The sequence below is a fragment of the Nocardia sp. NPDC005366 genome (assembly GCF_040606855.1).
Taxonomy (GTDB): Bacteria; Actinomycetota; Actinomycetes; order Mycobacteriales; family Mycobacteriaceae; genus Nocardia.
In genome coordinates this window covers 17,140-43,927 of the sequence record NZ_JBEXFQ010000028.1, presented here as the reverse complement: position 1 = coordinate 43,927, position 26,788 = coordinate 17,140, and the positions used below count along the sequence as shown (strand labels likewise).

The 26,788-nt window shown below is 68.4% G+C and carries 15 protein-coding genes and 1 pseudogene; 6 read left to right on the top strand and 10 right to left on the bottom strand.

The window, feature by feature from the left end; genetic code table 11:
• Positions 1–23: 23 nt before the first annotated feature.
• Together ABZS43_RS27135 and ABZS43_RS27130 are read right to left on the bottom strand one after the other, a co-directional pair.
• Positions 24–13,496 (bottom strand): amino acid adenylation domain-containing protein, encoded by a 13,473-nt coding sequence (locus ABZS43_RS27135; RefSeq protein ID WP_355038790.1) that lies wholly within the window; start codon positions 13,494–13,496, stop codon positions 24–26.
• A gap of 19 nt (positions 13,497–13,515) precedes the next feature.
• Positions 13,516–14,265 (bottom strand): DUF6875 domain-containing protein, encoded by a 750-nt coding sequence (locus ABZS43_RS27130; protein ID WP_355038789.1) that lies wholly within the window; start codon positions 14,263–14,265, stop codon positions 13,516–13,518.
• A gap of 515 nt (positions 14,266–14,780) precedes the next feature.
• Here ABZS43_RS27130 and ABZS43_RS27125 point away from each other — a divergent pair.
• From ABZS43_RS27125 to ABZS43_RS27115, 3 genes and pseudogenes are all read left to right on the top strand, one after another.
• Positions 14,781–14,993, top strand: a complete 213-nt coding sequence (locus ABZS43_RS27125; protein ID WP_355038788.1) for a hypothetical protein — start codon at positions 14,781–14,783, stop codon at positions 14,991–14,993.
• Positions 14,990–15,115 (top strand): annotated as a pseudogene (locus tag ABZS43_RS27120) (MerR family DNA-binding transcriptional regulator); the annotation flags it as partial. The gene ABZS43_RS27125 and the pseudogene ABZS43_RS27120, both read left to right, overlap by 4 nt.
• Positions 15,116–15,472: 357 nt before the next feature.
• Positions 15,473–15,808: a YnfA family protein gene (locus ABZS43_RS27115; RefSeq protein WP_355038856.1), complete on the top strand. Its 336-nt coding sequence runs from the start codon at positions 15,473–15,475 to the stop codon at positions 15,806–15,808.
• Positions 15,809–15,933: 125 nt separating this feature from the next.
• Here ABZS43_RS27115 and ABZS43_RS27110 read toward each other — a convergent pair whose 3' ends face one another.
• From ABZS43_RS27110 to ABZS43_RS27095, 4 genes are all read right to left on the bottom strand, one after another.
• Positions 15,934–17,094 carry an acyl-CoA dehydrogenase gene (locus tag ABZS43_RS27110; RefSeq protein WP_355038787.1) on the bottom strand — a complete coding sequence of 387 codons (1,161 nt, stop codon included), beginning with the start codon at positions 17,092–17,094 and terminating at the stop codon, positions 15,934–15,936.
• Positions 17,095–17,308: 214 nt separating this feature from the next.
• Entirely contained in the window at positions 17,309–17,965 is a 657-nt protein-coding gene (locus ABZS43_RS27105; RefSeq protein ID WP_355038855.1) for a TetR family transcriptional regulator, read from the bottom strand.
• Between the two features lie 194 nt (positions 17,966–18,159).
• A complete protein-coding gene (purE, locus tag ABZS43_RS27100) occupies positions 18,160–18,660 on the bottom strand; it encodes a 5-(carboxyamino)imidazole ribonucleotide mutase (RefSeq protein WP_355038786.1) in 501 nt (166 codons plus the stop codon).
• Entirely contained in the window at positions 18,653–19,873 is a 1,221-nt protein-coding gene (locus ABZS43_RS27095; RefSeq protein ID WP_355038785.1) for a 5-(carboxyamino)imidazole ribonucleotide synthase, read from the bottom strand. The genes purE and ABZS43_RS27095 overlap by 8 nt, the downstream gene beginning before the upstream one ends.
• Positions 19,874–19,912: 39 nt before the next feature.
• On the opposite strand from ABZS43_RS27095, the gene ABZS43_RS27090 reads away from it, so the two are divergent.
• Positions 19,913–20,455, top strand: a complete 543-nt coding sequence (locus ABZS43_RS27090; RefSeq protein WP_355038784.1) for a GtrA family protein — start codon at positions 19,913–19,915, stop codon at positions 20,453–20,455.
• On the opposite strand, the gene ABZS43_RS27085 is transcribed toward ABZS43_RS27090, so the two are convergent.
• From ABZS43_RS27085 to ABZS43_RS27070, 4 genes are all read right to left on the bottom strand, one after another.
• Positions 20,452–21,762: a HAMP domain-containing sensor histidine kinase gene (locus ABZS43_RS27085; RefSeq protein ID WP_355038783.1), complete on the bottom strand. Its 1,311-nt coding sequence runs from the start codon at positions 21,760–21,762 to the stop codon at positions 20,452–20,454. The two genes, ABZS43_RS27090 and ABZS43_RS27085, sit on opposite strands and share 4 nt — an antisense overlap.
• Before the next feature lies 1 nt (position 21,763).
• Positions 21,764–22,441 carry a response regulator transcription factor gene (locus ABZS43_RS27080; RefSeq protein ID WP_355038782.1) on the bottom strand — a complete coding sequence of 226 codons (678 nt, stop codon included), beginning with the start codon at positions 22,439–22,441 and terminating at the stop codon, positions 21,764–21,766.
• A gap of 102 nt (positions 22,442–22,543) precedes the next feature.
• Positions 22,544–23,095 carry a PH domain-containing protein gene (locus ABZS43_RS27075; protein WP_355038781.1) on the bottom strand — a complete coding sequence of 184 codons (552 nt, stop codon included), beginning with the start codon at positions 23,093–23,095 and terminating at the stop codon, positions 22,544–22,546.
• A 122-nt stretch (positions 23,096–23,217) separates the two neighbouring features.
• Positions 23,218–23,988, bottom strand: coding sequence for a biotin--[acetyl-CoA-carboxylase] ligase (locus ABZS43_RS27070; RefSeq protein WP_355038854.1), 771 nt, complete (start codon positions 23,986–23,988; stop codon positions 23,218–23,220).
• A gap of 639 nt (positions 23,989–24,627) precedes the next feature.
• Here ABZS43_RS27070 and ABZS43_RS27065 point away from each other — a divergent pair.
• Together ABZS43_RS27065 and ABZS43_RS27060 are read left to right on the top strand one after the other, a co-directional pair.
• Complete coding sequence (locus ABZS43_RS27065) at positions 24,628–26,268, top strand: acyl-CoA carboxylase subunit beta (RefSeq protein ID WP_355038780.1); 1,641 nt, start codon at positions 24,628–24,630, stop codon at positions 26,266–26,268.
• A gap of 152 nt (positions 26,269–26,420) precedes the next feature.
• Positions 26,421–26,747 carry an acyl-CoA carboxylase subunit epsilon gene (locus ABZS43_RS27060; protein WP_355038779.1) on the top strand — a complete coding sequence of 109 codons (327 nt, stop codon included), beginning with the start codon at positions 26,421–26,423 and terminating at the stop codon, positions 26,745–26,747.
• Positions 26,748–26,788 lie beyond the last annotated feature (41 nt).

Sequence of the window (26,788 nt, the reverse complement as noted above, 5' to 3'; positions counted from 1 at the left end):
GTCCACCCCCGTCGTCCACCCGCTCAGCGTAACCACTCCGCGATGAGCGGGCCGAATTCCTCGAACGCCTTCGCGCTGGTGAGTTCGTTGTGCGCGCGGGCGGACCGGTGCTCGACGATCGCACCGGTCACGTAGGGACGCCAGGTCTCGGCATTCGGGCTCATGCCCGGGCGCGTGCTCGTGCTGCTGATGAAGTGCAGATCCCCGTCGAACACCTCGGGGCGATGCGCTGCCGTCTCACGGATCAGCTCGCGGTAATCGTCGTAGAGATGACGCAGGTCGGCGGCGGTGAGCTCGGCGAAAGCGCCGCCCGCCGCGCGCAGGAGTTCGGCGGCGCGCTCCGCCGTCGCGACGCCGTCGGCGGGGAGCAGGTCCGGATCGATGCCGCCGAATTCCGCCAGCAGGACTTCGGGGGGCGGAATATCGTCGGCGCTCTCCGGTGCGGAATCGGCGCGACCGTCCATGACGATCAGGGTCGAGACGGCCGTACCGCGCCGCTGGAGTTCCACGGCGACGGCGTGGGCGATGGGCCCGCCCGCCGAATAGCCGAGGACGCGATACGGCCCACTGCGCTCGACCCGCTGAATTTCGTCGGCGTAGTGCGCGGCGCGGGCCCGCAGGGTCCGTTCCGGTCTCGCGTCACCCGCGACGCCGGGTGACTGCAGGCCGTAGACCGGGTGGTCGTCGTCGAGGTAGCGCACCAGTCCGGCGTAGCCCCACGCCAATCCGATGGCCGGATGCACGCAGAACAGTCCGGGCCCTCGGCCGCCTTCGCGCAGCGCGAGCAGGGTGCGCAACGCGGGATCGACACCGCGAGGATCGGTGTCAGCGGCGATGCGCTGCGCCAGCGCGCCTGGTGTCGGGTCGCCGAACATCCACTGCACCGGCATGGGGAATCCGAGTTGTTCGCGGATTTCGGCGACCAGCCGGACGGCGACCATGGAGGTGCCGCCGAGTTCGAAGAAGTTGTCGTCCAGCCCGACCCGTTCGGCCCCGAGCACCGTCTCGAAGGCGGCGACGACGGCCTGTTCGGCCGGTGTCACCGCGGGGCGGTAGGGCAGATCGGCACGGCGCGGCGCTGGCGGCGGCTCGTACACCACGGTTCCCGGCGGCGCGGTCACATCCAGGTCGCCGATGACCAGCCCCGGATCGGCCGTCAGGGCGTCGAGCGCCTCGGTGAACCGGCGCGTGAGGGTCCGCGCGGTGGACGGCTCGAACAGGTCGAGAGCGTAGGTGAGATTTCCCGCCATCCCCGCCGGTGCGCCGTCGGCGTCGAATTTCTCGGCGAGCATCCATTCCAGGTCGAATTTCGCGCCGACCGCGGGGATGTCGATGAGGCGAATATCCAGGCCGGGCATCGTGATCGGCTGGCGATCGAAGTTCTGGAATATCAGCAGCACCTGGAACAGCGGGTGATGCGCCGTCGACCGGGCAGGCGCGAGTACTTCGACCAACTGCTCGAACGGCAGGTCGGCATTGCCGAAGGCGTCCAGGTCGCTGTCTTTGACCGCGGCGAGCACTGTCTCGAAGGTGGCGTCGATGTCGATGCGGCTGCGCAGCACCAGCGTATTGACGAACATGCCGACCAGATCGTCGAGTTCACCGTCACCGCGGCCGGCGATCACCGAACCGATCGCGATATCCGTGTCGCCGGACAGTCGGGCGAGCAGTACGGCCAGCACCGCGTGCGCGACCATGAAGGTGCTCACCCCGTGCCAGCGGGCGAGCCGTCGAACCCGCTGCTGCACCGCGACGTCCACCTCGAACTCCACCATGCCCGCGCGGTGGGTCCGTACGGCGGGGCGCGGATGATCGCTCGGTAGGGCCGCGACCTCGGGCAGACCGTCCAGCGCGGCTCGCCAATACGCCGACTGGCGGAAAGCCACGCTGTCCGGATCGTCGGCCGCGCCGAGCAATTCCCGCTGCCAGAGCGCGTAGTCGGCGTAGTGCAGCGGCAGTGGCGCCCACAGCGGTGCGGCGCCCGACCTGCGCGCGCCGACGGCCACCATCACATCGCGGGTGAGCGGCGCGAGCGACCAACCGTCGGAGGCGATGTGATGCAGCACGAGTATCAGCGCGCAGTGCCGCGGTGTGTGTCGCAGCAGTACGACCCGCACCGGTAATTCGCTGGTCAGGTCGAAACCACGCGCGCTCACCCGCGCCGCCGCCTCGGTGACCTCGTCCGGGCCGACATCCGATACGCACACCGGCACATAGGCCTTCGCGACGGGGCGCACATCCTGGTAGGGCTCGCCGTCGGCGTCGACGGGGTAGACGGTCCGCAGCGATTCGTGTCGTGCCACTACGTCCATGAGCGCGATCTGCAGGACCCCGATATCGAGTTCGCCCTCGATATCCACCGCGATCGGCACATTGTGCGCGGGCGACCGTGGGTCGTAGCGGTTGAGGAACCACATGCGGCGCTGGGCGGCCGAGAGCGGGATATGCCTCGGCCGTGGTCGTGGACCCGGTCGCGGACCGGGCACCGCGGTGGCCTTCCGCACGGCCTCGGCGAGTTCGGCGACCGACGGCGCGTCGAATACCGTGCGCACGGCGATCCTGGTGTTCAGCGCCGCGCCGAGTCGCGCGACGATGCGCGTCGCGATGAGCGAATTGCCGCCGAGGGCGAAGAAGTCGTCGTCGAGTCCGACCCCGGGCACCCCGAGCAGATCGGCGAAAGTCTCCGCGATGACCCGTTCGGTGGGGGTGGTCGGCGGGCGGTAGCGCCCGGACCGGATATCGGGGGCAGGAAGGGCGCGGCGATCGAGTTTTCCATTCGCCGTGCGCGGCAGCGCGTCGAGGACGACGATCGTCGCGGGGACCATATACGAGGGGAGACGATGCGCGACAGTGCCTTTCACCGTCGCGATCCGCAGGTCCGCGCCCGGCTCCGGCACCACGTAGGCGACGAGTACCTCCCCGACGGCGGGATCGGTATGGACAACCACCGCCGCCTGACGCACCGACGGATCGCTTACCAGCGCCGATTCGATCTCGCCGAGTTCGATACGCAGGCCGCGTAATTTCACCTGGAGATCGGAGCGGCCGAGGTACTCGAGATCGCCGTCGCGCCGTCGCACCAGGTCGCCGGTGCGGTACATCCGTTGTCCCCGTGGCCCGTGCGGATCGGCGACGAATCGGGCGGCGCTGTGGCCGGTGCGGCCGTGATAGCCGCGCGCCAGCGCGGGACCCGTCAGGTACAACTCGCCGACGACGCCGTCCGGCACCGGGTGCAGCCGCGCGTCGAGCACCCGTGCGCACATCCCCGCGATCGGCGTGCCGATGGTGATCGTGTCGCCGGGGCGCAGCGGGGCGCTTCCGGTAGCCCAGATGGTCGCCTCGGTCGGGCCGTAATCGTTGAAATGCGTGCGTCCCGGTGCGGCCCATCGCGCGACGAGTTCCGGCGGGCAGGGTTCGCCCCCGGTGACGATCGCGCGCAGCGCCCCGCATCGCGCGGCCGACGGGTTTCTCGTCGCCGAGGCGGCGTCCGGCTCGTGCCGATTCCCGCCCACCAGAGACGGATCGACCGAGCCGAGCGCCGACGGCGTCAACGCGATATGCGAAACCCGCTCGCGCATAAGCAGTTCACCCAGTTCGACACCGCCGAACGCGGTAGGTCCGGCGACGACGAGGGTCGCCGCCGCGCCGACGGCGAGCAATATCTCGAGTACGGCGGCGTCGAAACTCGGTGAGGCCACGTGCAGGATCCGGGAGTGACGGTCGATGCCGAGCCGATTACGTTGTGTCACGGCCAGTTCGGCGAGTCCCGCATGGGTGACGACGACGCCCTTCGGCCGCCCGGTGGACCCGGAGGTGAAGATGACGTAGGCGGGATTCGCCGTACGCGCGACACCGTCGGGCTCGACCGGCGTTGGCGCGGTCTGTGCCATGGCTGCGGCGGTCTCGGGATCATCGAGCGCGAACCACCGGATATTCCCCTGCGTTTCGTCCTCGGCGGATCGCGCCGCCGCTCCCGCGATGGCCAGCTGCGCGGCGCGCGTGACGCCGAGTCGCGCTCCGGAATCGGCGAGTATCTGCGCGACGCGTTCGGCCGGATAGGCCGGATCGATCGGGACGAAGGCCGCCCCGGTCTTGGCCACCGCCCAGACCGCGAGCACGGATTCCATCGAACGGCGCACGGCCACCGCGACCAGCCCCTCGGGCGCGGCTCCGGCCTGAATCAGCATCCTGGCCAGCCGATTCGACTGTTCGTCCAATTCTCGGTAGGTCAGGGTTCGCGCGCCGTCGACCACGGCGACGCCGTCCGGATAGACCGCCACCGCCGCGGCCAGCAGATCCGGCAGGATCACCGGTTCGGCGGCGACGGGGCGCGGCGCGGCGAGAACCGAGGTCCGCTCGGCCGGGGTGAGCAGTTCGATATCGCCGACGACCAGCTCGGGCCGGTCCGCGACGGACCGCAGTACTCGCAGGAAACGGTCTGCGAAATGGCCGATGGTATCCGCGTCGAACAGGTCGGTCGCGTAGCACAGGCGCAGAGACAGACCGCTGTCCGATCGAGTCACCGTGACGCTGAGGTCGAAACGCAGTGTGGGCTGATCCAGGTCGACCGGCTCGATGGTCAGCTCGGGCAGTGTCAGTCGCACCGGCGTCAGATTCTGGAAGATCAGCATCACCTGGATCAGCGGATGCCGCGCCGCCGACCTGGCGGGGTCGAGCACGTCGACCAGGCTCTCGAAGGGCACGTCCGCGTGGGCGAATGCGTCGAGGTCGGCGCGGCGCACCCGGTCGAGCAGGGTGGTGAACGGGAGCTCGGTCGCCACGTGCGTGCGCAGCACCACGGTGTTGACGAACATTCCGACCACGTCGTCGAGTTCGGGTGCGCCGCGTCCGGCCACCGGGGTGCCGATCGCGATATCGGAGGTCGCGCTGAGCCGGGCCGACACGACGGCGAGGGCGGTATGCACCACCATGAACAACGAGCAGTGCTCGGCACGGGCCAGCGCTTCGAGCCGCGTGGTCGTCGCCGCGTCGAGTTCGGCGCGCACCGTACCCGCACGCATGGACGGGGTGGCCGGGCGCGGCCGGTCGGCGGGCAGGTCGAGACGATCGGGGAGGCCGTCGAGGGTTTCGGTCCAGAACGCCAGTTGGCGGGCGAGTAGCGAATCCGGATCGTGCGCCGATCCCAGCCGTGCACGCTGCCACAGCGTGTAATCCGCGTACTGCGCCGGCAGCGGAGTCCAGCGAGGGACGGTGCCGTGCGCGCGGGCCTGGTAGGCCGTCATGACGTCGCGGGCCAGCGGCCCCATCGAGAATCCGTCGGCCGCGATGTGGTGCACGACCAGGACGAGCAGGTGGTCGGCATCCGCGCCGTCGGCGTCGGTGATCCGGAACAGTGCCAGGCGCAGGGGAACCGCGCCGGTGACGTCGAATCCGGTGATGACACAGCGCATCACCGCCTCCGCCAGCTCCCGCTCGGCGACCGGCACCGGATCCAGGGCGAGACCGACCTCGTCGGCCGGCAGCACGACCTGGTAGCCGATGCCGTCGTGACCCGGATAGACGGTGCGCAGGGATTCGTGGCGGACGAGGACATCGGTGAGCGCCGCGCGCATGGCGGACGTATCGAGGCCGCCGCGCAGCCGCAGCACTACCGGGATGTTGTACGCGCCGGATTGCGGATCGTATCGGTTGACGAACCACATCCGCTGCTGAGCGGGTGCCAGCGGAATGCGATCGGGGCGCGGGCCTGGCCGCGGCAGGATCGTCTCCGTCGCCGGTCCTTCGGCCGCGAGTGTGCCCAGCCGCGCCGCGAGCGCGCGGACCGTCGGCGCTTCGAACAGCATCCGCACCGGCACCTGCGTGTGCAACGCGATCCCGAGCCTGGCGACCACACGGGTGGCCGAGAGCGAATCGCCGCCGAGGGCGAAGAAATCGTCGGCCGCCCCGATTCCGGTGCGATCCAGCACCGCGCCGAAGGCATCGGCGACCACTTCCTCGACACCGACCGGTGCCACGTATCGCGCCGCGCGTTCCGGTTCGGGCAGCCCGCGCAGATCGACTTTGCCGTTCGCGGTCAGCGGCAACGCGTCGAGCACCGTCACGGTGGACGGGACGAGGTGCCGGGGCAGGCGGTGCGCCAGATAGTCGATGAGTTCGGCCGGATCGAGGTCGCCGCCGCTCGCCGTCGCGTAGGTGTCGAGCAGGTGCTCACCGTTGGCGCCGACGTGCGCCACCGTGACCGCGAGCGTCACGCGCGGATGACCGCGCAGCATCGCGTCCACTTCGCCCGGCTCGACGCGGATGCCGCGCAGTTTCACCTGGTCGTCGTTGCGGCCGACATATTCCAGTCGCGAACCCGAGATCCTGCGCGCCAGATCGCCGGTGCGATACATCCGCGCTCCCGTGCCTCCGAAAGGATCGGCGACGAACCGTTCGGCGGTCAACCCGGCCCGTCCGGTGTATCCGCGCGCGATGCCCGGCCCCGTCAGGTACAACTCCCCGGTGGTTCCGGCGGGCACCGGTCGCAGCCACGGGTCGAGCAGCGCGACGCCGACCCCTGGCAGCGGCGCGCCGAGGCCGGGACGTTCGCCGACCTCGAGCGCGGCGGTGAAGGTCGCGGCCACAGTGGCCTCGGCGGGACCGTAGGAGTTCAGCAGCGAGCGCCCTACGCCGAGCCGCGCGGTCAGATCGGGCGGGCACGCCTCACCGCCGGTGACGAGTACCCGTACTCCGTCCAGCGCGTGGGTGGGCAGGGTCGCCAGGACGGCCGGGGTCGAGAACACATGTGTCACCGACGATTCCGCGATCACCTCGCCGAGTTCCGCGCCCGCGTTCACCCTCGGTGGGGCGATCACCAGTGTCGCGCCCGCGTAGGACGTCGTCAGCCACACCATGATCGCGGCGTCGAAATTCGGGTTCATGCTCAGCAATACCCGCTCCCCCGCGCCGAGGTCGGTCACGGCGCACACGCCCGCCGCCAATCCGTTCAGTCCGGCGTGACTCACCACGACACCCTTCGGCGCTCCGGTGGAACCGGAGGTGTAGATCAGGTAGGCGGGGTTCCCGGCGCGCAGCGGCCGGAGCCGGTCTGCGTCGGTGACCGGCGGGCTCGAGACCGGCACCGGGTCCGTGAGATCGATACGGTGCCAATTGAATCCGTCCGGCATTCGCTCGCGGTAGTCCGCTACCGTCACCCCCAGCCGGGCGCCGGAGGCGAGGGCGATCGCGGTGATACGCGACGCCGGGTAGTCGACGTCCACCGGGACGAAGGCCGCGCCGGATTTGGCGATGGCCCACGCGGCGACGATCCACTCCGCAGAGCGCGGGGCCGCGAGCAATACCGTCGTCTCGGGACCGGCTCCCGCCTCGATCAGGGTTCTGGCCAGCCGGTTCGAGCGGGCGTCGAGTTCCGCGTAACCGAGTCGGGTCGTGCCGTCGACGACCGCGTCTCGGTCGGCGCGGACCTCGCGGCGCAGCAGATCGGGGAGCAGCACTATCGGCCGCGGACGGGAGGACGGTTGCTCGATCCGGTCCGTTCCGCGCACCGCCGCGGTGGGCCGAGCCGGATCCCGCGCGATCCTCGCCAGTATCCGCGCCAGCCGCGCGGCGTTCTCGTGTGCTTCGTTCTCGTCGAAATACCGGGCGGAACAGGTGATCACCAGGTGCAGACCGTCGCGAGCCTGCGCCGCGACCGAGAGCGGATAGTGCGTGCCGTCGCGGCCTCGAAAACCCCTCAGCCGCAGATTCGCTCGCTCGACCGCCGCGGCCAGCGCCGCCGCGTCGACCGGATACGACTCGAAGACGATGGTCGTGTCGAACAGCGGTCCGAGACCGGCGGCCGACTGGATCTCGTTGAGTCCCAACGTGTGGTGCCCGATCAGCGCGCCCTGTTCGCGCTGCACCCGCGCCAGCAGTTCGGCCACCGGTTCGGCGGGCGCGAGCGCGATGCGGACCGGGACGGTGTTCACCATCATCCCGATCATGCGCTCGGCGCCTGGCAGTTCGGCCGGGCGATCGGATACCGTCGCGCCGAAGACGACATCGGTCTGTCCCGTGGACTCGGCGAGCAGCAAAGCCCAGGCGACCTGGACCACCGTGTACATGGTGAGGCCGCGCTCGGCGATCAGGCGGGACAGCGCCGCTGAATCCGCCGCCGCGAACGGGATTTCGAGTTCGTATTTCGCGGATTCCGGTGATCCCGGCGTCGGTTCGCGCCCCGCCGTGACCAGCGTCGGGCCGCGGAGGTCGGCCAAGGCCGACGACCACGCGGTTCGTGCCGCCGCCTCGTCGCGGCCCGCGAGCCATTCGAGATAGTCCCGATAGCCGGCCGGTTCGCCCGATCCCGCGCCGAGTCCCTGGCTCTCGTAGAGGGTGAGCAGTTCGCCGAACAGCAGCGGCATCGACCAGCCGTCCAGCACCAGATGATGATTGGTGATGATCAGCCGCACATCCCGCACACCGCAGCGGACGCAGAGGAAGCGGATCAGCGGCGGGCGCCGCGGGTCGAACGGTGTCGCCAGTTCCGCCGCCGCGAGTTCGTCGCACTCGGCCGGGACCGCATCGACGGACCGCCACGGCGTCGCGACGTCGGCGAGCACCACCTGCACCGCGGTATCGACATCAGCCACGAAGGCCGTGCGCAGCACCTGATGACGGCGGATCAGCGCGGCAGCGGCGGCGGCCAGGCGGTCGACATCGGCCTGGCCGTCGAATTCGAAGACCGATTGCACGGAATAGGCGTCGGTGTGCCCGGATTCGAGCTGGGCATGGAAGAGCAGTCCACGCTGCAACGGAGCCAGCGGCCACACATCCTCGACGGACGGATACCGTGCCGTCCACTCCTCGATGCGCTCCTGGGTCGAGCGGACCAGGGGCAGATCCGAGGGGGTGAGACCGCCCGCATCCGGGGTTTCCAGCATTCGGGCGATCCCCGCCAGCTCCGAAACCCACTGCGCGACGAGCTTTTCCACATTGTCGCGATCGATCGCGCCGGAGGCGAAACTCCACACCGCGTGCAGCACGGGGCCTTCACTGGATTCGGCGATGATCGCGTCGATCGTCAAGACCGCGGCGGCGGGCAGATCCGCGGCGCCGACACCGCCGAGCCGCGCCGCGAGGGACACCGGCAGCCACGGCGGGGTATCGCCTTCGGTTTCCGCAGCGGCGACCTGGCCGAGATAGTTGACGCCGAGCTGAGGCAGCGGGGCCGCGCGCAAAGTTGCCGAGGCGCGCGGATCGAGGTGGCGCAGCAGTCCGTACCCGATGCCGCCGTGCGGCACCGCACGCAACTGTTCCTTGACCGCTTTCACCGCGGCGTCGGTGGTATCGGCCGCGCCGATGTCGAGCCGCACGGGGAACTGGCTGGTGAACCAGCCCACCGTGCGTGACAGATCCGCGCCGGGAACCAGGCTCTCGTCGCGCCCGTGCCGTTCCAGCATCAGCAGACGAGGCCCCGCCGCATGGGCCGATACCAGGGCCGTGGCCGTGAGCAGGGCTTCTTCCACACCGCACCGGTAGGCCTTCGGCATGCGGTCCAGCAGGGTGGCGGTCACGTCGCGCGGCAACCGCACCTCGACGTGGTCGAGCGTGCCGCCCACGTCGACGGCCGGGTCCAGTGGTCGGTGGCCGAGTGGCGGTTCGGGTGCGGCGAGCACCGCCTCCCAGTAGCGCAGCTCGTCGGCCCATTCCGGGCGCAGGGCCGCCGCCCTGACGGCATGGGCCCAGGTGCGCATGGATGTGCCGGTCGCAGGCAGTGCGGGCGCTTCGCCCGCAGCGACCCGCGCCCACGCCGCCATCAGATCGGCGATGATGATGCGCCACGAGATCGCGTCGACGGCCAGGTGATGGATCACGAGCACCAGTCGTCCCCGCCCTTGCGCACCGGGATCCATCCAGGTCGCGGCCACCATGACCCCCGCCGTCGGGTCCAGACGTCCGGTCGCCGCCGCGATCGCCGCGTCGATGGACACCGCATCGATGGACACCGTGTCGATGGACACCGCATCGGTGGCCGTTTCGTCCAAGGCCGTTGTGTCGACAGACCCGCACGGTAGGTGCGCCAGTATGCGGTCGGCGGATACCGAGCCCGGCGGGCGCACATCGAAACCACCGGGAATAACGCGGGCGCGCAGCATGTCGTGGCGATCGAGTACCGCCTGCACGGTGCGAGTCAGCCGCGGGCGATCCATCCCGGTCGGCAGCGCCAGCACCATCGATTGCGCGAAACGCTCCCAGCCCGGCTGCTCGAGCAGCCAGTCCACGATGGGGGTGCGTGGCACGAATCCCACACCACCACCGGGCATTTCAGGCAGCGTCCGGGGGCGGTCCGCTGAGGTGACGACCGCGGCGAGCGCGGCGGGCGTCGGATGTTCGAACACATCGCGGGCCGAGAACACCAGGCCGTCGGCACGCGCCAGCGAAACCAGTTGGATCGACAGGATGGAATCCCCGCCCATCGCGAAGAAGGACGATCGCGCCCCTACCTGTTCGACGCCGAGCACCTGGGCGAACAGCGCGCACAGGGCCCGTTCGGTATCGTTCGCGCCCTCGGTATCCGCGCATTCCTCGGTCGGTTCCGGCAGCGCGCGCCGATCGACCTTGCCATTGCTGTTGAGCGGCAGGGCGTCCAGCACCGTGATGACGCTGGGCACCATATGTCCCGGCAGTCGTCGCGTGCTGAACTGCCGCAGCTCGTCCGGGTCCGCCACCGAGGTATCCGGGTGGGATACCGGCACCACATACGAGGCGAGCACCGTCCGTCCGGTCACCCCGGCGCGCGCGACGGTGACCGCGGCCTCCACCGAAGGGTGGGTCTCCAGCACCGCGTCGACCTCGCTCGGCTCCACCCGCATACCACGCAGCTTCACCTGGAAATCGGTGCGGCCCAGATAATCCAGGCTCATCGCGCCGTCCCCATCCCGATCGGTGGCGGCACGCCAGCAGACCAGATCGCCGGTGCGATACATCCTCGCGCCGCCCCGATCGAACGGATCGGCCACGAAGCGCTGCGCCGTCAGTCCCGCCCGCGATATATAGCCGCGAGCCAGGCCCGCCCCCGTGATGTACAGCTCCCCCGGCGTCCCGATCGGCACCGGTCGCAGCCGTCGATCGAGGACGAGTACCCCGGTGCCGGGCACCGGCCTGCCGATCCCGCCCGCACGTTCGTCGGTGAAGGTGGCCGCGATGGTCGTCTCGGCCGGGCCGTACGAATTGAGCAGCCTGCGCCGGGAGCCGAAACGTGCTGTCAGCTCCGGCGAGCAGGTCTCACCGCCGGTCACCACGACCTGAACGCTGGCGAAGGCATCCTCGGGCAGCGTCGCCAACATCGACGGTGTACCGGTCAGGTGGGTGACGCGATGTTCGGTGACCACCGCCCCGAGGTCGGACCCCGCGACCGCGTCGCCCGCGGCGATCACCGCGGTCGCACCGGAGCTGAGGGCTACCAGCAGTTCCAGCAGCGCCGCGTCGAAAGCGGGGTTGAGGCAGTGCATGATCCGCGCACCCGGAGCGGGCCGGTACGCCTCGTGCGCCCCCTGGACCAGCCCCGCCAACCCCGCGTGGGTCACTACGACACCCTTGGGCGTCCCGGTCGACCCGGAGGTGAAGACCACGTAGGCCGGATGCTCGCCGCGCAATCGCCGGGGTGGATCCACCGCGGGGCGGTCGTCACGGGTCTGACCGTTGCCCCGCGCCTTCCCCGCGACCGGCTCGGTGTCGGCGTAAGCGGCGGGGCGAGTTGCGCCGTTGCCATCGTTCCCAGCCCCCGCGCTCGGCTCGTCGAGCAGTATCCACCGCACACCGTCCGGTAGCGACTCGCGCACCGATGACACCGAAATACCCAGTCGCGCACCGCATTCGACGGCCATGTCGGCGACTCGCGCCGCCGGATTCGCGATCCCGACCGGTACCTGGGCGGCCCCCGACCGCGCGACGCCCCAGAGCGCGATCGCCGATTCCACCGAACGCGGCAATGCGACGAGAACACAGCATTCAGGACCGCACCCGGCATCGATCAGTCTGCGCGCCAGGAGATTCGACTGCCGGTCCAACTGTCCGTACGTCACCGTGCGCGCCCCCGCACGCACCGCCACCGCCCGAGGACCCGCGGCGCGCAACCCCCCGGCCAGCAGTTCGGGCAGCAGCAACGGCGCGGGGGCGGGCGGACCGTTGACGCCGTCGAGCAACTGTCGCTCGTCATCGAGGAAACAGTCGAGATCGCGCAGCGCAGTGCCCGGATCGGCGGCGAGCAGCGATTCGAAGATCCGCATGAACCGATGATGATGGCGGGCAAGGGAATTCGAGTCGTAGAGATCGGGATTGGCGTGGAAGTCGACGTGTATCGGACTGTCGGCGCCGTGCTGGTACAGATTGACGAACAGGTCATCGATCGGTCCGGACGTGAGCACGTGCAGATTCGATTCGATGCCGGTGAAGTCGACCTCGGCCGGGAACAGCATGATGTTGAAGACCGGGCCGATGAATCCGCGCCCGGCGGGACCGGCGCCGGAATCGCCCGCGTCCTGCCGGATCTCCTCGTACCGGAACCGTTGATGCCGCAGCGCTCCTGACACCTCCAGCCGCACCGCGTCCACCACATCGGCCACCGTGTCGGCGTCGTCCACAGTGATCCACAGCGGCACCACATTGGCCAGCATCCCGCCGGAACGGCGCAGGACGGCGGTGGTGCGCCCGGAAACCGGCAGGCTGAGCACCACATCCGGCGATCCGGTCATCCTGGCGTAGTAGGCCGCGAGTGCGGCCATCGCCAGCGCGGGCGATCCGACTCCGAACCGCGCCGCCGCGCCGTCGAGCAACTCGGCCATCCGCGCCGAGAGCGTGATCCGGTGCTCGCGTCCGACGGCATGGGCGGGCGCGGCCGACTCGACCAGGCTGCACCGCCGTGGCATCCCCTCGACCCGTTCGGCCCAGTAGGCCGCGTCCGCGGCGAATCTGGTCGACCCGCGGTAACTCGCCTCCGCGTCGAATACCGCGCGCAGACTCGCCGCCGACGCGGGTTTCGGCGTGTTGCCCGCGAGCATCGCGTTGTACAGCTCAGCCACCCGGTACAGCAGGCCGACCGAACCGAATCCGTCGAGCACGATGTGGTGGACCCGCGAGTACCACAGCACCCGGTCCGGCCCTACCCGGATCAGCGTGGAGATACCGGGCCGATCGTGGAGCAGATCGATCGGCGCCGCGACATCGGCCCGCATCCAGCGCATGGCCTCGCCGTCGGGATCGGTGGCATCGGACAGATCCAGATACGCCACCGTGGATTCGATCGTCTCGTCGATGATCTGATAGGGCTGGGAATCCTTTTCGGCCAGCCGCAGGATCCCCGAGCCGAATTCACGCGCGGCGCGCAGGGCCGCGTCGATCAATACCTCGATATCCAGCGGGCCGCGCATCTCGATGTACTGCGCCTCGTACAGCGGCACATCGGGGTCCAACTGCTGGGCGTACCACATCCCCAGCTGCGCCGGCGAGAGCGGGAATTCCGTGACGGTGGCCGGGACATGCGACAGTGCGTGTGACATCGGTGCTCTCCCCCCGACATCATCGGGCGCGCATCGGGGCGACGCGCACCGGCTTGTCAGCCGCCCCGCCGCCCGCCGCCGTAGCCGGTTCGGATTCGCGTTCGTAGACGGGCACCTCGGGGCCCCTCCCCGCGATCAGCCTGCTCACCACCGCTTTGCGGACATGGGCGGGCAGGGCGGGCGCGAATTTCTTCACATACGAGGACATCCACTCCGGGCGCTCGACCAGGAACGGGAAGTCGGTGGCCATCATCGTGCGGACCACGAGCATCGCGATGGGCGCGTCGAGCGGATGGAAATCCTTGTTCCAGAGTCCCGGCTGCGCGCAGCCCGGGTAGAACTGGCCGAGCATGGTGCCGAGTTCGACGAAGCCGGTCTTGAGTTCGCGGTGCAACTCATCGATGAGGGAGTAGTCGTGCAGATCGGGGAAAACCGTGATCAACGCCCGCAGCACCGCCGCGCCGCCGCCGGTGGGGGGTAGTCCGAGGTACAGATCCTTGGCGTCGGCCAGGACGAGCCGGACGAAATCCGGCCACGGGTGCGCGCCGGGAATGCGGCCGATCCACATCAGATCGCGCCGCATGGATGGCGCCGCGTACGGGCATACCGGTCCGTCCCTGCCGAGCGCCGGATGCGGCGCCGTCAGATATTCTCCTGCCCAGTTGCGAATGACAGCGATCGCGGCTCCGGTGAAGTCGGATTCGATCTCGGTCGCGGACAGCGGGAACCAATACATTCCCGACCGCGGCCCGATAACGATCTTGGTCATCACTCACCTCATCACTCCACGAAGTCGAGTATCCACCCAGCGACCACCGATTTAAACCTGTACTGCCCTACCCGAATTTATGGGTCGATTCTTCTGTAAATCGAGTGATGAATATCGCCTGCCCGCGCCCCGCGCCCGGCGAATCACGAGAAGACGCTGTTCACAGCTAGAACCAACGGCCGAAGGGTCGACTTCTTCCACGTTCCTTGACTGATCATCGAACTCCCGAGCGATGTCGTTACCATTTCCCGTCCACACCGGGTATCGAATCGGTACGCACCCCGGATACAAATAGACAAACAAATGGATTCAACTGCATCGCGCAAAATGTTTCGCCGTCCCGAAAACGGAGAGAGTATGGACGAACCACACTCGGACGATGTGCGCATCGGGGTTCAGCGACGGTGTAACCCACAGGAGTAGCGCCCCCGCCCCACCGGCCGACCAACTCCTCGATGAACCGTTACGCCGCCCCCCACCGCGCCCACCCTGGCGGGCCGATTCGTGACTGTCATGTGTTTTTCGGGGTTGCATTCGGTACCTGGGTCACATCTGTCGGCCGGGACCTGGCCGCACGGGAATCGGCGTGCTGTTCGTCCTTCACCTTCACCTTCGAACCCGCCGACGCCGGGACTGTGATGCGGATCGAGGCACCCGCCACCTACGTCGAGGTGCTCGATGCGTTGGACCGCTGCGCCCGGGCCGCCGTCACCGGGGCCGGTCGATGACGGGTATGCGTAGCGGGGAACTGGCCGCCGCGGCCGGAGTGAACGCGCAGACGTTGCGCTACTACGAACGCCGCGGTCTGCTCGCCGAACCGGACCGCTCTCCGGGCGGGCATCGCATGTACCCGGAACAGGCACTGTCGGTGCTACGGGTGATCAAGGCCGCCCAACGTCTCGGGTTCACCTCGATGAGGTCGCCGATCTTCTCGCCGCTACCCAGCTCGGGCATCGCCGTGCCGATGCATCGCCGCCGGAATCCTCGGCAGCGGAACACTATTGGTGAGCCTGTCGTGGCTCGAACCCCTCGGCTTCGTTCTGCTTGCCGTTGGTGCGGCGGGACTGATCTGGTCGCGCACGCGCGGTCGCCGCACCAGCGGCACCAGCCCTTCCGCCGACGGCGACGACGGCGGGTGCACGAGCGCTGGATGCGGATGCGCCGCTACCGCGACGCCGTGCGTCCGGGTTTCGTAGGCTCGCCAGCCATGACCGTTCTGCGTTCGATCCTCTTGTTCGCCCTGGCCGCCGTCGCAGAGATCGGCGGCGCTTGGCTGGTCTGGCAAGGAGTCCGTGAACAACGCGGCTGGGCGTGGATCGGCGCCGGTGTCATCGCCCTGGGGTTGTACGGGTTCGTCGCCACCCTGCAACCCGACGCCGATTTCGGGCGCATCCTCGCTGCCTACGGTGGCGTCTTCGTCGCCGGGTCGCTGCTGTGGGGCATGGCGTTGGACGGATTCCGCCCCGACCCTCTCGACATCACCGGCGCTACGTTGTGCCTGATCGGGGTCGCCGTCATCATGTACGCACCGCGTTCCGCCTGAACTACGGCCGCCGCCCAACGAACGATGCAGATCCCGCGCTTCGACGGACTGGGAACATCTCACGGCCCGATAGCGGCCTGACGATGCGAACCCGGTCCGATCGAAGCACCTCGCGAGTGACGGATCTACCCCTTGAGCAGGGCACGCGACATGACGACGCGCTGGATCTGGTTGGTTCCCTCGTAGATCTGGGTGATCTTGGCATCGCGCATCATGCGCTCCACCGGGAAGTCGGTGGTGTAGCCGGCGCCGCCGAAGAGTTGGACGGCGTTGGTGGTGACTTCCATGGCCACATCGGAGGCGAAACATTTCGCAGCCGCCGAGATGAATCCGAGATTCTTCTCGCCACGCTCGGCGCGGGCGGCCGAGGTGTAGACCATCAGGCGCGCGGCCTCGATCTTCATCGCCATATCCGCGAGCATGAACTGGGTGTTCTGGAAGTCGGCGATGGCGGTGCCGAACTGCTTGCGGTCCTTGGTGTAGGCGATCGCCGCGTCCAGCGCGCCCTGGGCCAGGCCGACGGCCTGCGCACCGATGGTGGGGCGGGTGTGATCGAGAGTCTGCAGCGCGGTCTTGAAACCGGTGCCCGGCTCGCCGACGATGCGGTCACCCGGCACCCGGCAGTTCTCGAAGTAGAGTTCCGCGGTGGGCGAGCCCTTGATGCCGAGTTTGTGCTCGAGCGGGCCGACGACGAAACCCTCGTCGTCCTTGTGGACCAGGAACGCGGAGATGCCGTTGGCGCCCTTGTCCGCGTCGGTCACCGCCATCACCGTGTACCAGGAGGATTTGCCGCCGTTGGTGATCCAACACTTGGAGCCGTTGATGATCCAGTCGTCGCCGTCTTTGCGCGCGCGGGTACGCATACTCGCCGCATCGGAACCGGCCTCGCGTTCGGACAGCGCGTAGGAGGCCATCTCGCCGTTGACGATATCCGGCAGCACCTTCTGCTTCAGTTCCTCGGAACCGTTCAGGATCATGCCCATGGTGCCGAGTTTGTTGACGGCGGGGATCAGCGAGGAGGAACCGCAGACGCGCGCGACTTCCTCGATCACGATGCAGGTGGCGACCGAGTCGGCGCCCTGGCCGCCGTACGCCTCCGGCACGTGCACCGCGTTGAAGCCCGCGGCGTTCAGCGCGGTGAGCGCCTCCTCGGGGAAGCGGGCGTTGCCGTCGACATCCTTGGCGTGCGGGGCGATTTCCTTCTCCGCGAGTCCGCGGATGGCCGCCCGCAGTTCGTCGTGGAAGTCCTCGAGCTTGAAGAGGTCGAAATTCGGATTTCCCGCCATGGGGGCACTCTCCTGGTCTGTGGGTCTCGATCGCTGCGCTGCGCAGAGTATCCTGAGCGGCACTCAGTGCCACATCACGACCGAGTATACGCCGAAGATCCACGTCACAGGGGGATACTTAATGGCACTGGGTGTCAGTTGGCGTGCTGGACGACGGTGCCGCACTTCAGACCGCCCACAGCGCGTGATCTCGGCCGAGGCGTTGTTCGCCGGTTCACAGCGTACCGAGTTTGCGGGCGAGCAGATCGGCGACCTGACGCGTCGGCATATCCCGCGGGAAGACCGCGACCACCAGATCCTCATCGCCGCGCACCGGGCCGCGACCGCGCGGAATCGCCGCCAACTCGATCCGCAGATCCGCCGCGCCCGCGTCCGATTCACCGCGGACCATGCGCCGCAGCAGATAGTTGTGCGTCGCGGTCACCGCCGCCGTGAACTGCACCCTGGCCAGATCGGGCACCTCGGGCAGACGCTCGCGCAGGTAGTCGGTGAACAGCCGCTCGTACCGGAAGACCGTCACGATCTCGCGGTCCCGCAGTGCGGGCACCCGGCGCACCACCCGGTACCGTCTGGCCGCGATCTCGCGCCACTGGGTGAACCGCTCGAAAACCTGCACCACCGCCGCGCAGACCGCCTCCCACGGATCCTCCTGCGCGCCTTCGAGATACGCGGCCGCCTGCGCCAACTGCGATTCGTGATCGGCGAAGACCACATCCTCTTTCGACCGGAACTGCCGGAAGAACGTCCGCCGCGAAATCCCCGCCGCCTCCGCGATCTCGTCGACGGTCGTCGCTTCGTAGCCCTTCTCGGCGAACAAGCGCAGCGCCTGATCCACGACCGTCAGCCGGAAGCGGGCGGCGTCGCTGTCCATCCGGGCCCGAGCGCTTTCGCCAATGTTCACCGGACCACAGTACTGGCCGACACAGACCGCGAATCCGCGTGACCGAAGCGGTTTCGATCGGTTCCGGATATTTCGTCTGAATTCGGCCTGGTAGAGGCTGGCGAAGCTGATCTCCGACGAGGCACTCGGGACTCTGCGCGCTCCGTGACGGCCGACTCGGCTGACTAACCGAGCAGCTTGGTGCGCAGGGCTTCGTCCTTCTCCAGCACCATGGTTTCCAGGCTCGCCTGGAACACCGCCATGCGCTCGCGGAGGTCGGGATCGCTCGCGCCGAGAATGCGGGCGGCGAGCAGCCCCGCGTTGCGGGCCCCGCCGATCGAGACGGTGGCGACGGGGACGCCCGCCGGCATCTGGACGATGGACAGCAGTGAATCCATACCGTCGAGGTATTTGAGCGGGACGGGCACGCCGATGACCGGCAGCGGCGTGGCCGAGGCGACCATACCGGGCAGGTGGGCGGCGCCGCCCGCGCCCGCGATGATGACCCGCAGACCCCGACCGGCGGCGTCGCGAGCGTAATCGAGCATGCGCTGGGGCGTACGGTGCGCCGAGACTACGCCGACCTCGAACCGAATCCCGAACTCCGCCAATGCTTCCGCCGCGGCCTCCAGCGTCGGCCAGTCGGAGTCGCTGCCCATGATCAGGCCAACAAGCGGATTACTCATGGGGATCCCATCCGTCGGTCCATACCGCGTGCGACATCCAATGCGCCGCCCGCTCTGCCTGCTCTCGCGCCACCGCGACATCGTCGCCGAGCACGTTGACGTGCCCGATCTTGCGATCACGGCGTTCGCCTTTGCCGTAGAGATGCACCTTCGCCCGCGGCAACCGCGCGAACAGATGGTGCAGCCGCTCGTCCATCGACATCTGCGGCGCCTGCGGCGCACCGAGGATATTCGCCATCACCGTGACCGGCGCGAGGGGCGCGGTGTCGCCGAGCGGGTAATCGAGCACAGCGCGCAGATGCTGCTCGAATTGGCCGGTCACCGCGCCGTCCATCCCCCAGTGACCGGAATTGTGCGGACGCATAGCGAGCTCGTTGACCAGCAGCTCGCCCGCGCGGGTCTCGAACAGTTCGACAGCCATCACACCGACGACGCCGAGTTCGCGCGCGAGTTTCAGCGCCAACGTCTCGGCCGCTGCGGCCGATTCCTCCGCCAGATCCGGCGCGGGCGCGATGACGACCGCGCACTGTCCGTTGCGCTGCACCGTCTCGACCACCGGCCAGGTCGCGGCCTGCCCGTAGGGGGAGCGGGCCACCATCGCGGACAGCTCGCGGCGCAGATCGACCTTGGCCTCGGCCAGCAGCCGCACGCCGTTGGCCACCTGGTCGGCCACCAGGGCCTCGGCCTCCGCGGCGGAGGCGGGCATCCAGACGCCGCGTCCGTCGTAACCGCCGCGCACCGCCTTCAGTACGAAGGGCCAGCCGTGCTCGTCGCCGAAACGCACCGCGTCGGCGGGTTCGGCGACCGGCGTGAAGGCGGGCACGGGGACGCCGAGTTCGGACAGCTTCACGCGCATCGCCAGCTTGTCCTGCGCGAAGACCAGGGCCCGCGGCGGCGGCTGCACGTTCACCCCTTCGGCGACCAGCGCCTCCAGATGTTGTGTCGGCACGTGTTCGTGATCGAAGGTCAGCGCGTGCGAGCCGACGGCGGCCTTGCGCAAGGCCGCCAGGTCGGTGTGACTTCCCAGCACGACTTCGGGGCTCACCTGGGCCGCCGGGTCGTCGGGATTCTCGGCGAGTACGCGCAAACGCTGGCCGAGCGCGATCGCGGCCTGGTGGGTCATCCGCGCGAGCTGGCCGCCGCCGACCATGGCGACGGTGGGCATTGTGGACGGATCGAAGGAACGGGGCGTCACGTTCGCCAATCTTGTCATGTCAGGTGGCAATGAACGCTACCGGTACACTCGGCGCTTGTGTCATTCGTCGACGGCGTGGTCAGCGTCCTCCCCCAGCCCCTCCGGGAGATCGCCTTCCGTCATCACGAATTGATCAAATTCGCCATCGTCGGCGCCACCACCTTCGTCATCGACGGCGGCATCTTCTACGCGCTGAAGTGGACGGTGCTGGCCGAGAAACCGGTCACCGCGAAGATCATCTCCGGTGTCATCGCCGTCATCGCCTCCTATGTCCTCAACCGCGAGTGGTCGTTCAAGAACCGCGGCGGACGCGAGAAACATCACGAGGCGCTGCTGTTCTTCGTCGTCAGCGGCATCGGCGTGATCCTGAGCAATATTCCGCTGTGGATCTCCAGTTACGTGCTGGACCTGCGGCAACCGGATGTGAGTTTCACCGTCGAGAATGTCGCGGACTTCGTCAGCGCGTTCGTCATCGGCAACCTGCTGCAGATGGCGTTCCGGTTCTGGGCGATGCGCCGATGGGTTTTCCCCGACGAGATGAGCGAGATCGTCGAGGAGTTCGAGGAACTGCTCGAAGAAGAGCGACTCGACCGCAGTTAGCGCGGTTCGGTGACCGCGACGTTGCCCTGCCTGCTCGTCGGGGACGCGCCGAGGAATACGGCGAACAGCGCGGGCCTGCGCCGCTGTAATTCCAGCCTGCCGCCGTCCGCTTCGATCAGCGCCCTGGCCAGCGCCAGCCCGACGCCGGTCGAACCGCCCGCCGAGAATCCCCTGTCGAAGATGTGCGGGGCCAGTTCGTCGCGCACGCCGTCACCCTCGTCGGCGACCTCTACGCACACCAGTGGTTCTCTCGCGTTTCCGGGACGGACGGTGCGCACCGACACCGTGCAGGTGCCGCCACCGTGCATGAGCGCGTTGTCGACCAGCACTGCCACCGCCTCCCGCAACCGCTGCGCGGTGATCGGTGCGCTCAGTGTGCGATCACCGGTGAGGACCAGGGTCCGGCCCGCCTCGGTGAACGGATGTTTCCACTCCTCGACGACCCCGCTCAATTCGTCCATCACCGGAATCGGATCGCGGTCGGCGGCATCCTCGTCTCGTGAGGCGCGGACCAGATCATCGATCGCCTCCGTCAGCCGATCGACCTGAGCCATCGCCTCCTCGGCCTCGTGCACCACCGCGGGATCCGAATGCGCGGACAATTCGTCCAGCCGCAGCCGCACCGCCGTCAGCCTGCTGCGCAACTGGTGGGAGACATCGGCGACGAGCGCGTGCTCGCGTTGCAGACGGCCCGCGATCTCGACGGTCGCGGAATCGAGTACATCGGAGACGCGGTCCAGTTCGGAGATACCGTGCCTGCGCGGATCGGGCCGGAAATCGCCCATGGCCAGACGCGCGGCACGCGCTGCCACATCCCGCAGCGGATCGGCTACCCGGCGCGCGGTCACCACCGCGACCGCCGCCGCCGCGGCGAGCGAGACCAGCACGGCCAGCGCCACCACCGCGACCGCTTGGCGCTGCATGGCATGCATCGGCGCGGAGGGCACCTCCAGCCGCAGCGATCCCGACGTCCCCATCGACAGCGATTCCACCAGTGGATCTCGGACCTCCACCACGCCGACATCGAGCCGCGAGGCATTGTCCTGCGGGGTCGGGTAGACGACGGTGAGTTTGCCGTCTTTCGGCACGAGCGGGCCGACCGAACGGGTATCGAGGCCGCCGCGCACCATGCCGTCCTGCTGTTCCTGACCGATCACCTCGGTGGCGATCCGATCCAGGCGGTCCTGCAGATCGTTGCGGGTGATGTCCTCCACCCACAGCCAGGCGGTGTAGATGAGCGGTACGCCGAGCACCACCGTGGTGATGGTCAGCACGGTGAGCATGGAGCGCAGGATTCTGCGACGCACGTCAGTCGGTGTTCAGCCGGAATCCGACGCCGCGCACGGTGACGATCCGGCGTTCCGCCATCGGCCCCTCATCGCCGATCTTCCGGCGCAGCCACGACATATGCATATCCAAGGTCTTCGAACCGCGTAGCTCGGCGTCGCCCCACACCTCGCGCAGGATGGTCTCGCGCGCCACCACCTGACCCGCCCGGTCGATGAGCACCTTGAGCAGTTCGTATTCCTTGTTCGCCAAGCCGATCTCGACGCCGTTGACCAGCACCCGGCGCGCGGCCGGTTCCAGCCTGATCCCGCCGACCTCGACCGCTTCGTCGCCGATACCGCTGCGCCGCAGCAATGCCCGGACGCGAGCCAGTAACTCGGCGAGGCGGAACGGCTTGCCGACGTAATCGTCTGCGCCCGCGTCCAGGCCGACCACGAAATCCACCTCGTCGGTGCGCGCGGTCAGCATCAAGACGGCCAGATCCGCACCGCGCGCCCTGACCTGGCGGCACACCTCGAGCCCGTCCATACCCGGCAGGCCGAGGTCGAGGATCAGCAGATCGTGATTGCCCTCGAGGGCGCGGCGCAGGACGGCTGGGCCGAAACTCTCCACCGTGACGGAATAGCCTTCCCGCCCCAGTGCCCGCGAGAGCGGCGCGGCGATGGCCTCGTCGTCTTCGGCCAGCAGTACGGCGGTCATGGTCTCAGATTACGGACAGCGGCGGACACGGCGCGCGTGACGGGCCACGGGTGCGGTGTGACCGCGCGGGGCTCGTCGCGCGTCACGGAGTCGGCCGGGTCATCAGTAATCGCCGTCCGGGATACGGCTGCCGCGGTGCCCGTGGCCGCCGACCTGGTCGCGCTCGACCTCGAAGACCTGGCGGTAGAGAAGGGCGTGCACGCCCTCCACATCCGGGATGTCGTCGTATTCCAGCGGCTCGTCGGAGGACGACCCGATGATCAGCGTGCCGGTGCCGAGCATGCGGTCGAACAGTCCGTGCCGGAACTGGACACTCGAGATCCGGTTCATCGGTATGTCGATGCCGGAATGCGTCAGCACTCCCTGGCGGACGAGCACGCGCCGCTCGGTCACGATGAAATGCGTCGACTTCCAACTGACAACCGGTGCGACGCAACGCCATCCGAGAATGGCGAGCCACAGCACCAGCACCACGATCAGTAGTATCGAGCGCGTCGGCGGATCGGTGGTGCGGTAGACGAATCCCCCCGCGAAGCCGGCTACCGCCGTGGCGAGCAGCAATGTCACCGCAGGCCAGAACAGCATTTTCCAATGCGGATGGCGATGGAGTATCAATTGCTCGTCCGGCGCGAGCACATCCTCCGGATAACCCATGCAGGAACCCTACCGCGTCGAGGTGTCCTGATACCTGACACCGAACACGGCGTGCTGCACAGTCTTCAGCCCGCGGGGGTGAATTCGCCAGTCCGGTCGTCGGCGAGAACCGATTCTGTCATTCAGTATTCGGCGCGCAAATGGGTGACGTCGCCCGCGGAGACGGCGCGGTCTCCGATCACCACCCGGCCGTGCCGGTCGATATCGGTGGCGACGCCGATGAGGACTTCCCCGCCGGGCAGTTCCGCCCGCACCCGCGCTCCCAGGGTCGCGCATCGTTCGCGGTAGGCGGCGGCCAACTCGCCGACATTCCATCCGGCATCGCGCCACGCCGTGAAGCGACGGGCGAATTCGGTCAATATGCTCGCGGCCAACTCGGTGCGATCGACGCTGGACGCTCCGGCGAGCGTCAGTGAAATCGCGTGCGGCACCGGCAGTTCCGCCTCGTCCAGGCTCACATTCAGCCCGACGCCGATCACCACGGCGGGCGCTTCGCCACCCGAGGCGACCTCGGCGAGGATGCCGGCGACCTTACGTCCGCCGATCAGCACATCGTTGGGCCATTTGAGATTCGCGTCCACGCCCGCGGTCGCGCGCAGCGCGTCGACCACCGCGACTCCGGTGAGCAGCGGCAGCCAGCCGAGTACCGCGGGATCGATCCCGCGCGGTCGCACCAGCAGCGACATCGCTATCTGCGCCCGCGGCGGACTCACCCAGTTGCGCGCGTGTCGCCCGCGCCCGGATTCCTGCGCCTCGGCGATGAGCACGCTGTTGTCGGCCTCACCGCGCCCGGCCCGCGCGATCAGGTCGGCATTGGTCGATCCGGTCGACTCCACCACGTCGACGCGGGTGAAGAACGCGAGTTCCGGCGACTCGGCGACGACGCGCCGCAAACGCCGCGCGTCCAGCGGTGGTCGCTGCGCGGATTCCGACGGTGGCGTTGTCACCCGGGGCACGCTACCCGGCCCGCCCCGGGTGACCCGCCTGGGATTCACCCGACGAGACCGAAGTTCGCGGCCGTGACGCGGTTCGCGATCGCGCCGAACCCCCGTGTCGACGACGCGCTCCGGCTCCGGAGCGAACTCAGCGAACTCAGCGAACTCCATGGCACCGGAGCCGTGGTGGCCTCCCCTGCCGATCCTTCAGATCCCTCCGGTGCGGGTTCCCAGTACTCCGGATCCAGAATCGTCGGTTCCGTCTCCACGGCCCGCGCACTCGTCCACGCCGCGGCCGCGGCGTATTCCGCGACTCTTCTTCCCCACTCCCACATGGTCCGGCTCCTCCCCAGAGCTGAAATTCGGACCACGCCACGGTATCCGGGGTCGCGGGGCGCAGGCCATCGAATTTCGCCATGCGCCGGGCACTGTCGGTGACCGGATCCGTTGTGGGACCGCACAATCTCCAGCCGCGATCGACCAGGAACTTTGACCCGTCGAACCTGGTCGGAACATGATCTAGCTGCGGTTATTCTACTGACGGGTAGCCCATGCTGGGTTACGGAGCGGCACCGCCTCTGGTTACACTCGGCGACCATGACGAGTGTCCAGCAGCAGTCCGCCTCGGGTTCGGCGGACTCCCCCGATATCCACACCACCGCCGGGAAGCTGGCTGACCTGCGGAATCGGCTGGAAGAGGCGCAGCACCCGATGGGTGAGGCCGCAGTCGACAAGGTGCACGCCAAGGGCAAGATGACCGCGCGCGAGCGCATCATCGCCCTGCTCGACGAGGGTTCCTTCGTCGAGCTCGACGCACTGGCCAGGCATCGCTCGGTGAATTTCGGCCTGGAGAGCAACCGGCCGCTCGGCGACGGCGTCGTCACCGGTTACGGCACCATCGACGGCCGCGACGTCTGCATCTTCAGCCAGGACGTCACCGTCTTCGGCGGCAGCCTCGGCGAGGTCTACGGCGAGAAGATCGTCAAGGTCATGGACCTGGCACTCAAGACGGGCCGCCCGCTGGTCGGCATCAACGAGGGCGCGGGCGCGCGTATCCAGGAGGGCGTCGTCTCTCTCGGTCTGTACGGCGAGATCTTCCACCGCAACATCCAGGCCTCCGGCGTGATCCCGCAGATCTCGCTCATCATGGGCCCGGCCGCCGGTGGTCACGTCTACTCCCCCGCGCTGACCGACTTCGTGGTGATGGTCGACGGGACCAGCCAGATGTTCGTCACCGGTCCCGACGTCATCAAGACGGTCACCGGCGAAGACGTCACCATGGAGGATCTGGGCGGCGCGCACACCCACATGACCAAATCCGGTGTCGCGCACTACGTCGCCTCCGGTGAGCAGGACGCCCTCGACTACGTCAAGGATCTGCTGTCCTACCTGCCGAGCAACAACCGCGCCGAGGCCCCGCGTTTCCCGGCCACCGACCCGATCACCGGGGCCATCGAGGATTCCCTCACCGACGAGGACCTCGAGCTGGACACGATCATCCCCGACTCGCCGAACCAGCCGTACGACATGCACGAGGTCATCCGGCGCCTGCTCGACGACGACGAATTCCTCGAGGTCCAGGCCGAGCGCGCGATGAACATCATCGTCGGCTTCGGCCGGGTCGACGGCCGCAGCGTCGGCCTCGTCGCCAACCAGCCGACCCAGTTCGCCGGCTGCCTCGATATCGACGCCTCGGAGAAGGCCGCGCGCTTCGTGCGCACCTGCGACGCGTTCAATATCCCGATCATCACCCTGGTCGACGTTCCCGGCTTCCTGCCCGGCACCGGACAGGAGTACAACGGCATCATCCGGCGCGGCGCCAAACTGCTCTACGCCTACGGCGAGGCCACTGTGGGCAAAATCACGATCATCACTCGTAAGGCCTACGGTGGCGCCTACGACGTCATGGGTTCGAAGCATATGGGCGCCGATGTGAACCTGGCCTGGCCCACCGCCCAGATCGCCGTGATGGGCGCTTCCGGCGCCGTCGGATTCGTGTACCGCAAGCAGTTGCAGGAGGCTGCCAAGGGTGGCGCCGACGTCGATGCGCTGCGGCTCGAGCTCCAGAACGAGTACGAGGACACCTTGGTGAACCCCTACGTGGCCGCCGAGCGCGGATACGTGGACGCGGTCATCCCGCCCTCGCACACCCGCGGTCAGATCGTGTCCGCGCTGCGGCTGCTCGAGCGCAAGATGGTGACCCTGCCGCCGAAAAAGCATGGCAACATCCCGCTGTGAATCCGCGATACCCTCGGTAGGCCGCGCACACTTGTTGCATAGACGCAATGAGTGGATCTGAGGATGACCATTTCATCATCCGGAGACATCGAGCAGGGGTGTCCGGCCCTCGGGCTGGACACCCGATCGAGGTAGAGAGAGGATCTGGCACTGTGACGACCGTGGCAGAAGAAGATTTGTTGACCACCGCCGAATTGGAGCTCACAGTCGACCCGATCGCAGACGAGGTCGAGGCGATCGTGGAGACCGCCGTGGCCGAAGGCGCGGGCGCGGCGGAGCAGCCATTCATTCGCATCATCAAGGGATCGCCCAGCGACGCCGAGATCGCGGCGCTGGTCTGCGTACTCAGCGCCGCGGCGAACGGCGCGGCGGTGAGTGACAACGGACCGTCGGATGCCTGGGGTCGCCCGACCCTGATGCACCGTGGCACATCGCCCTTCTCACCGTACGCTTTCCCACAGCTGTCGCATCTGCGCTGACGTGAGCGGGGGCGGCGAGCGAACGATCGATACCGTGCCGG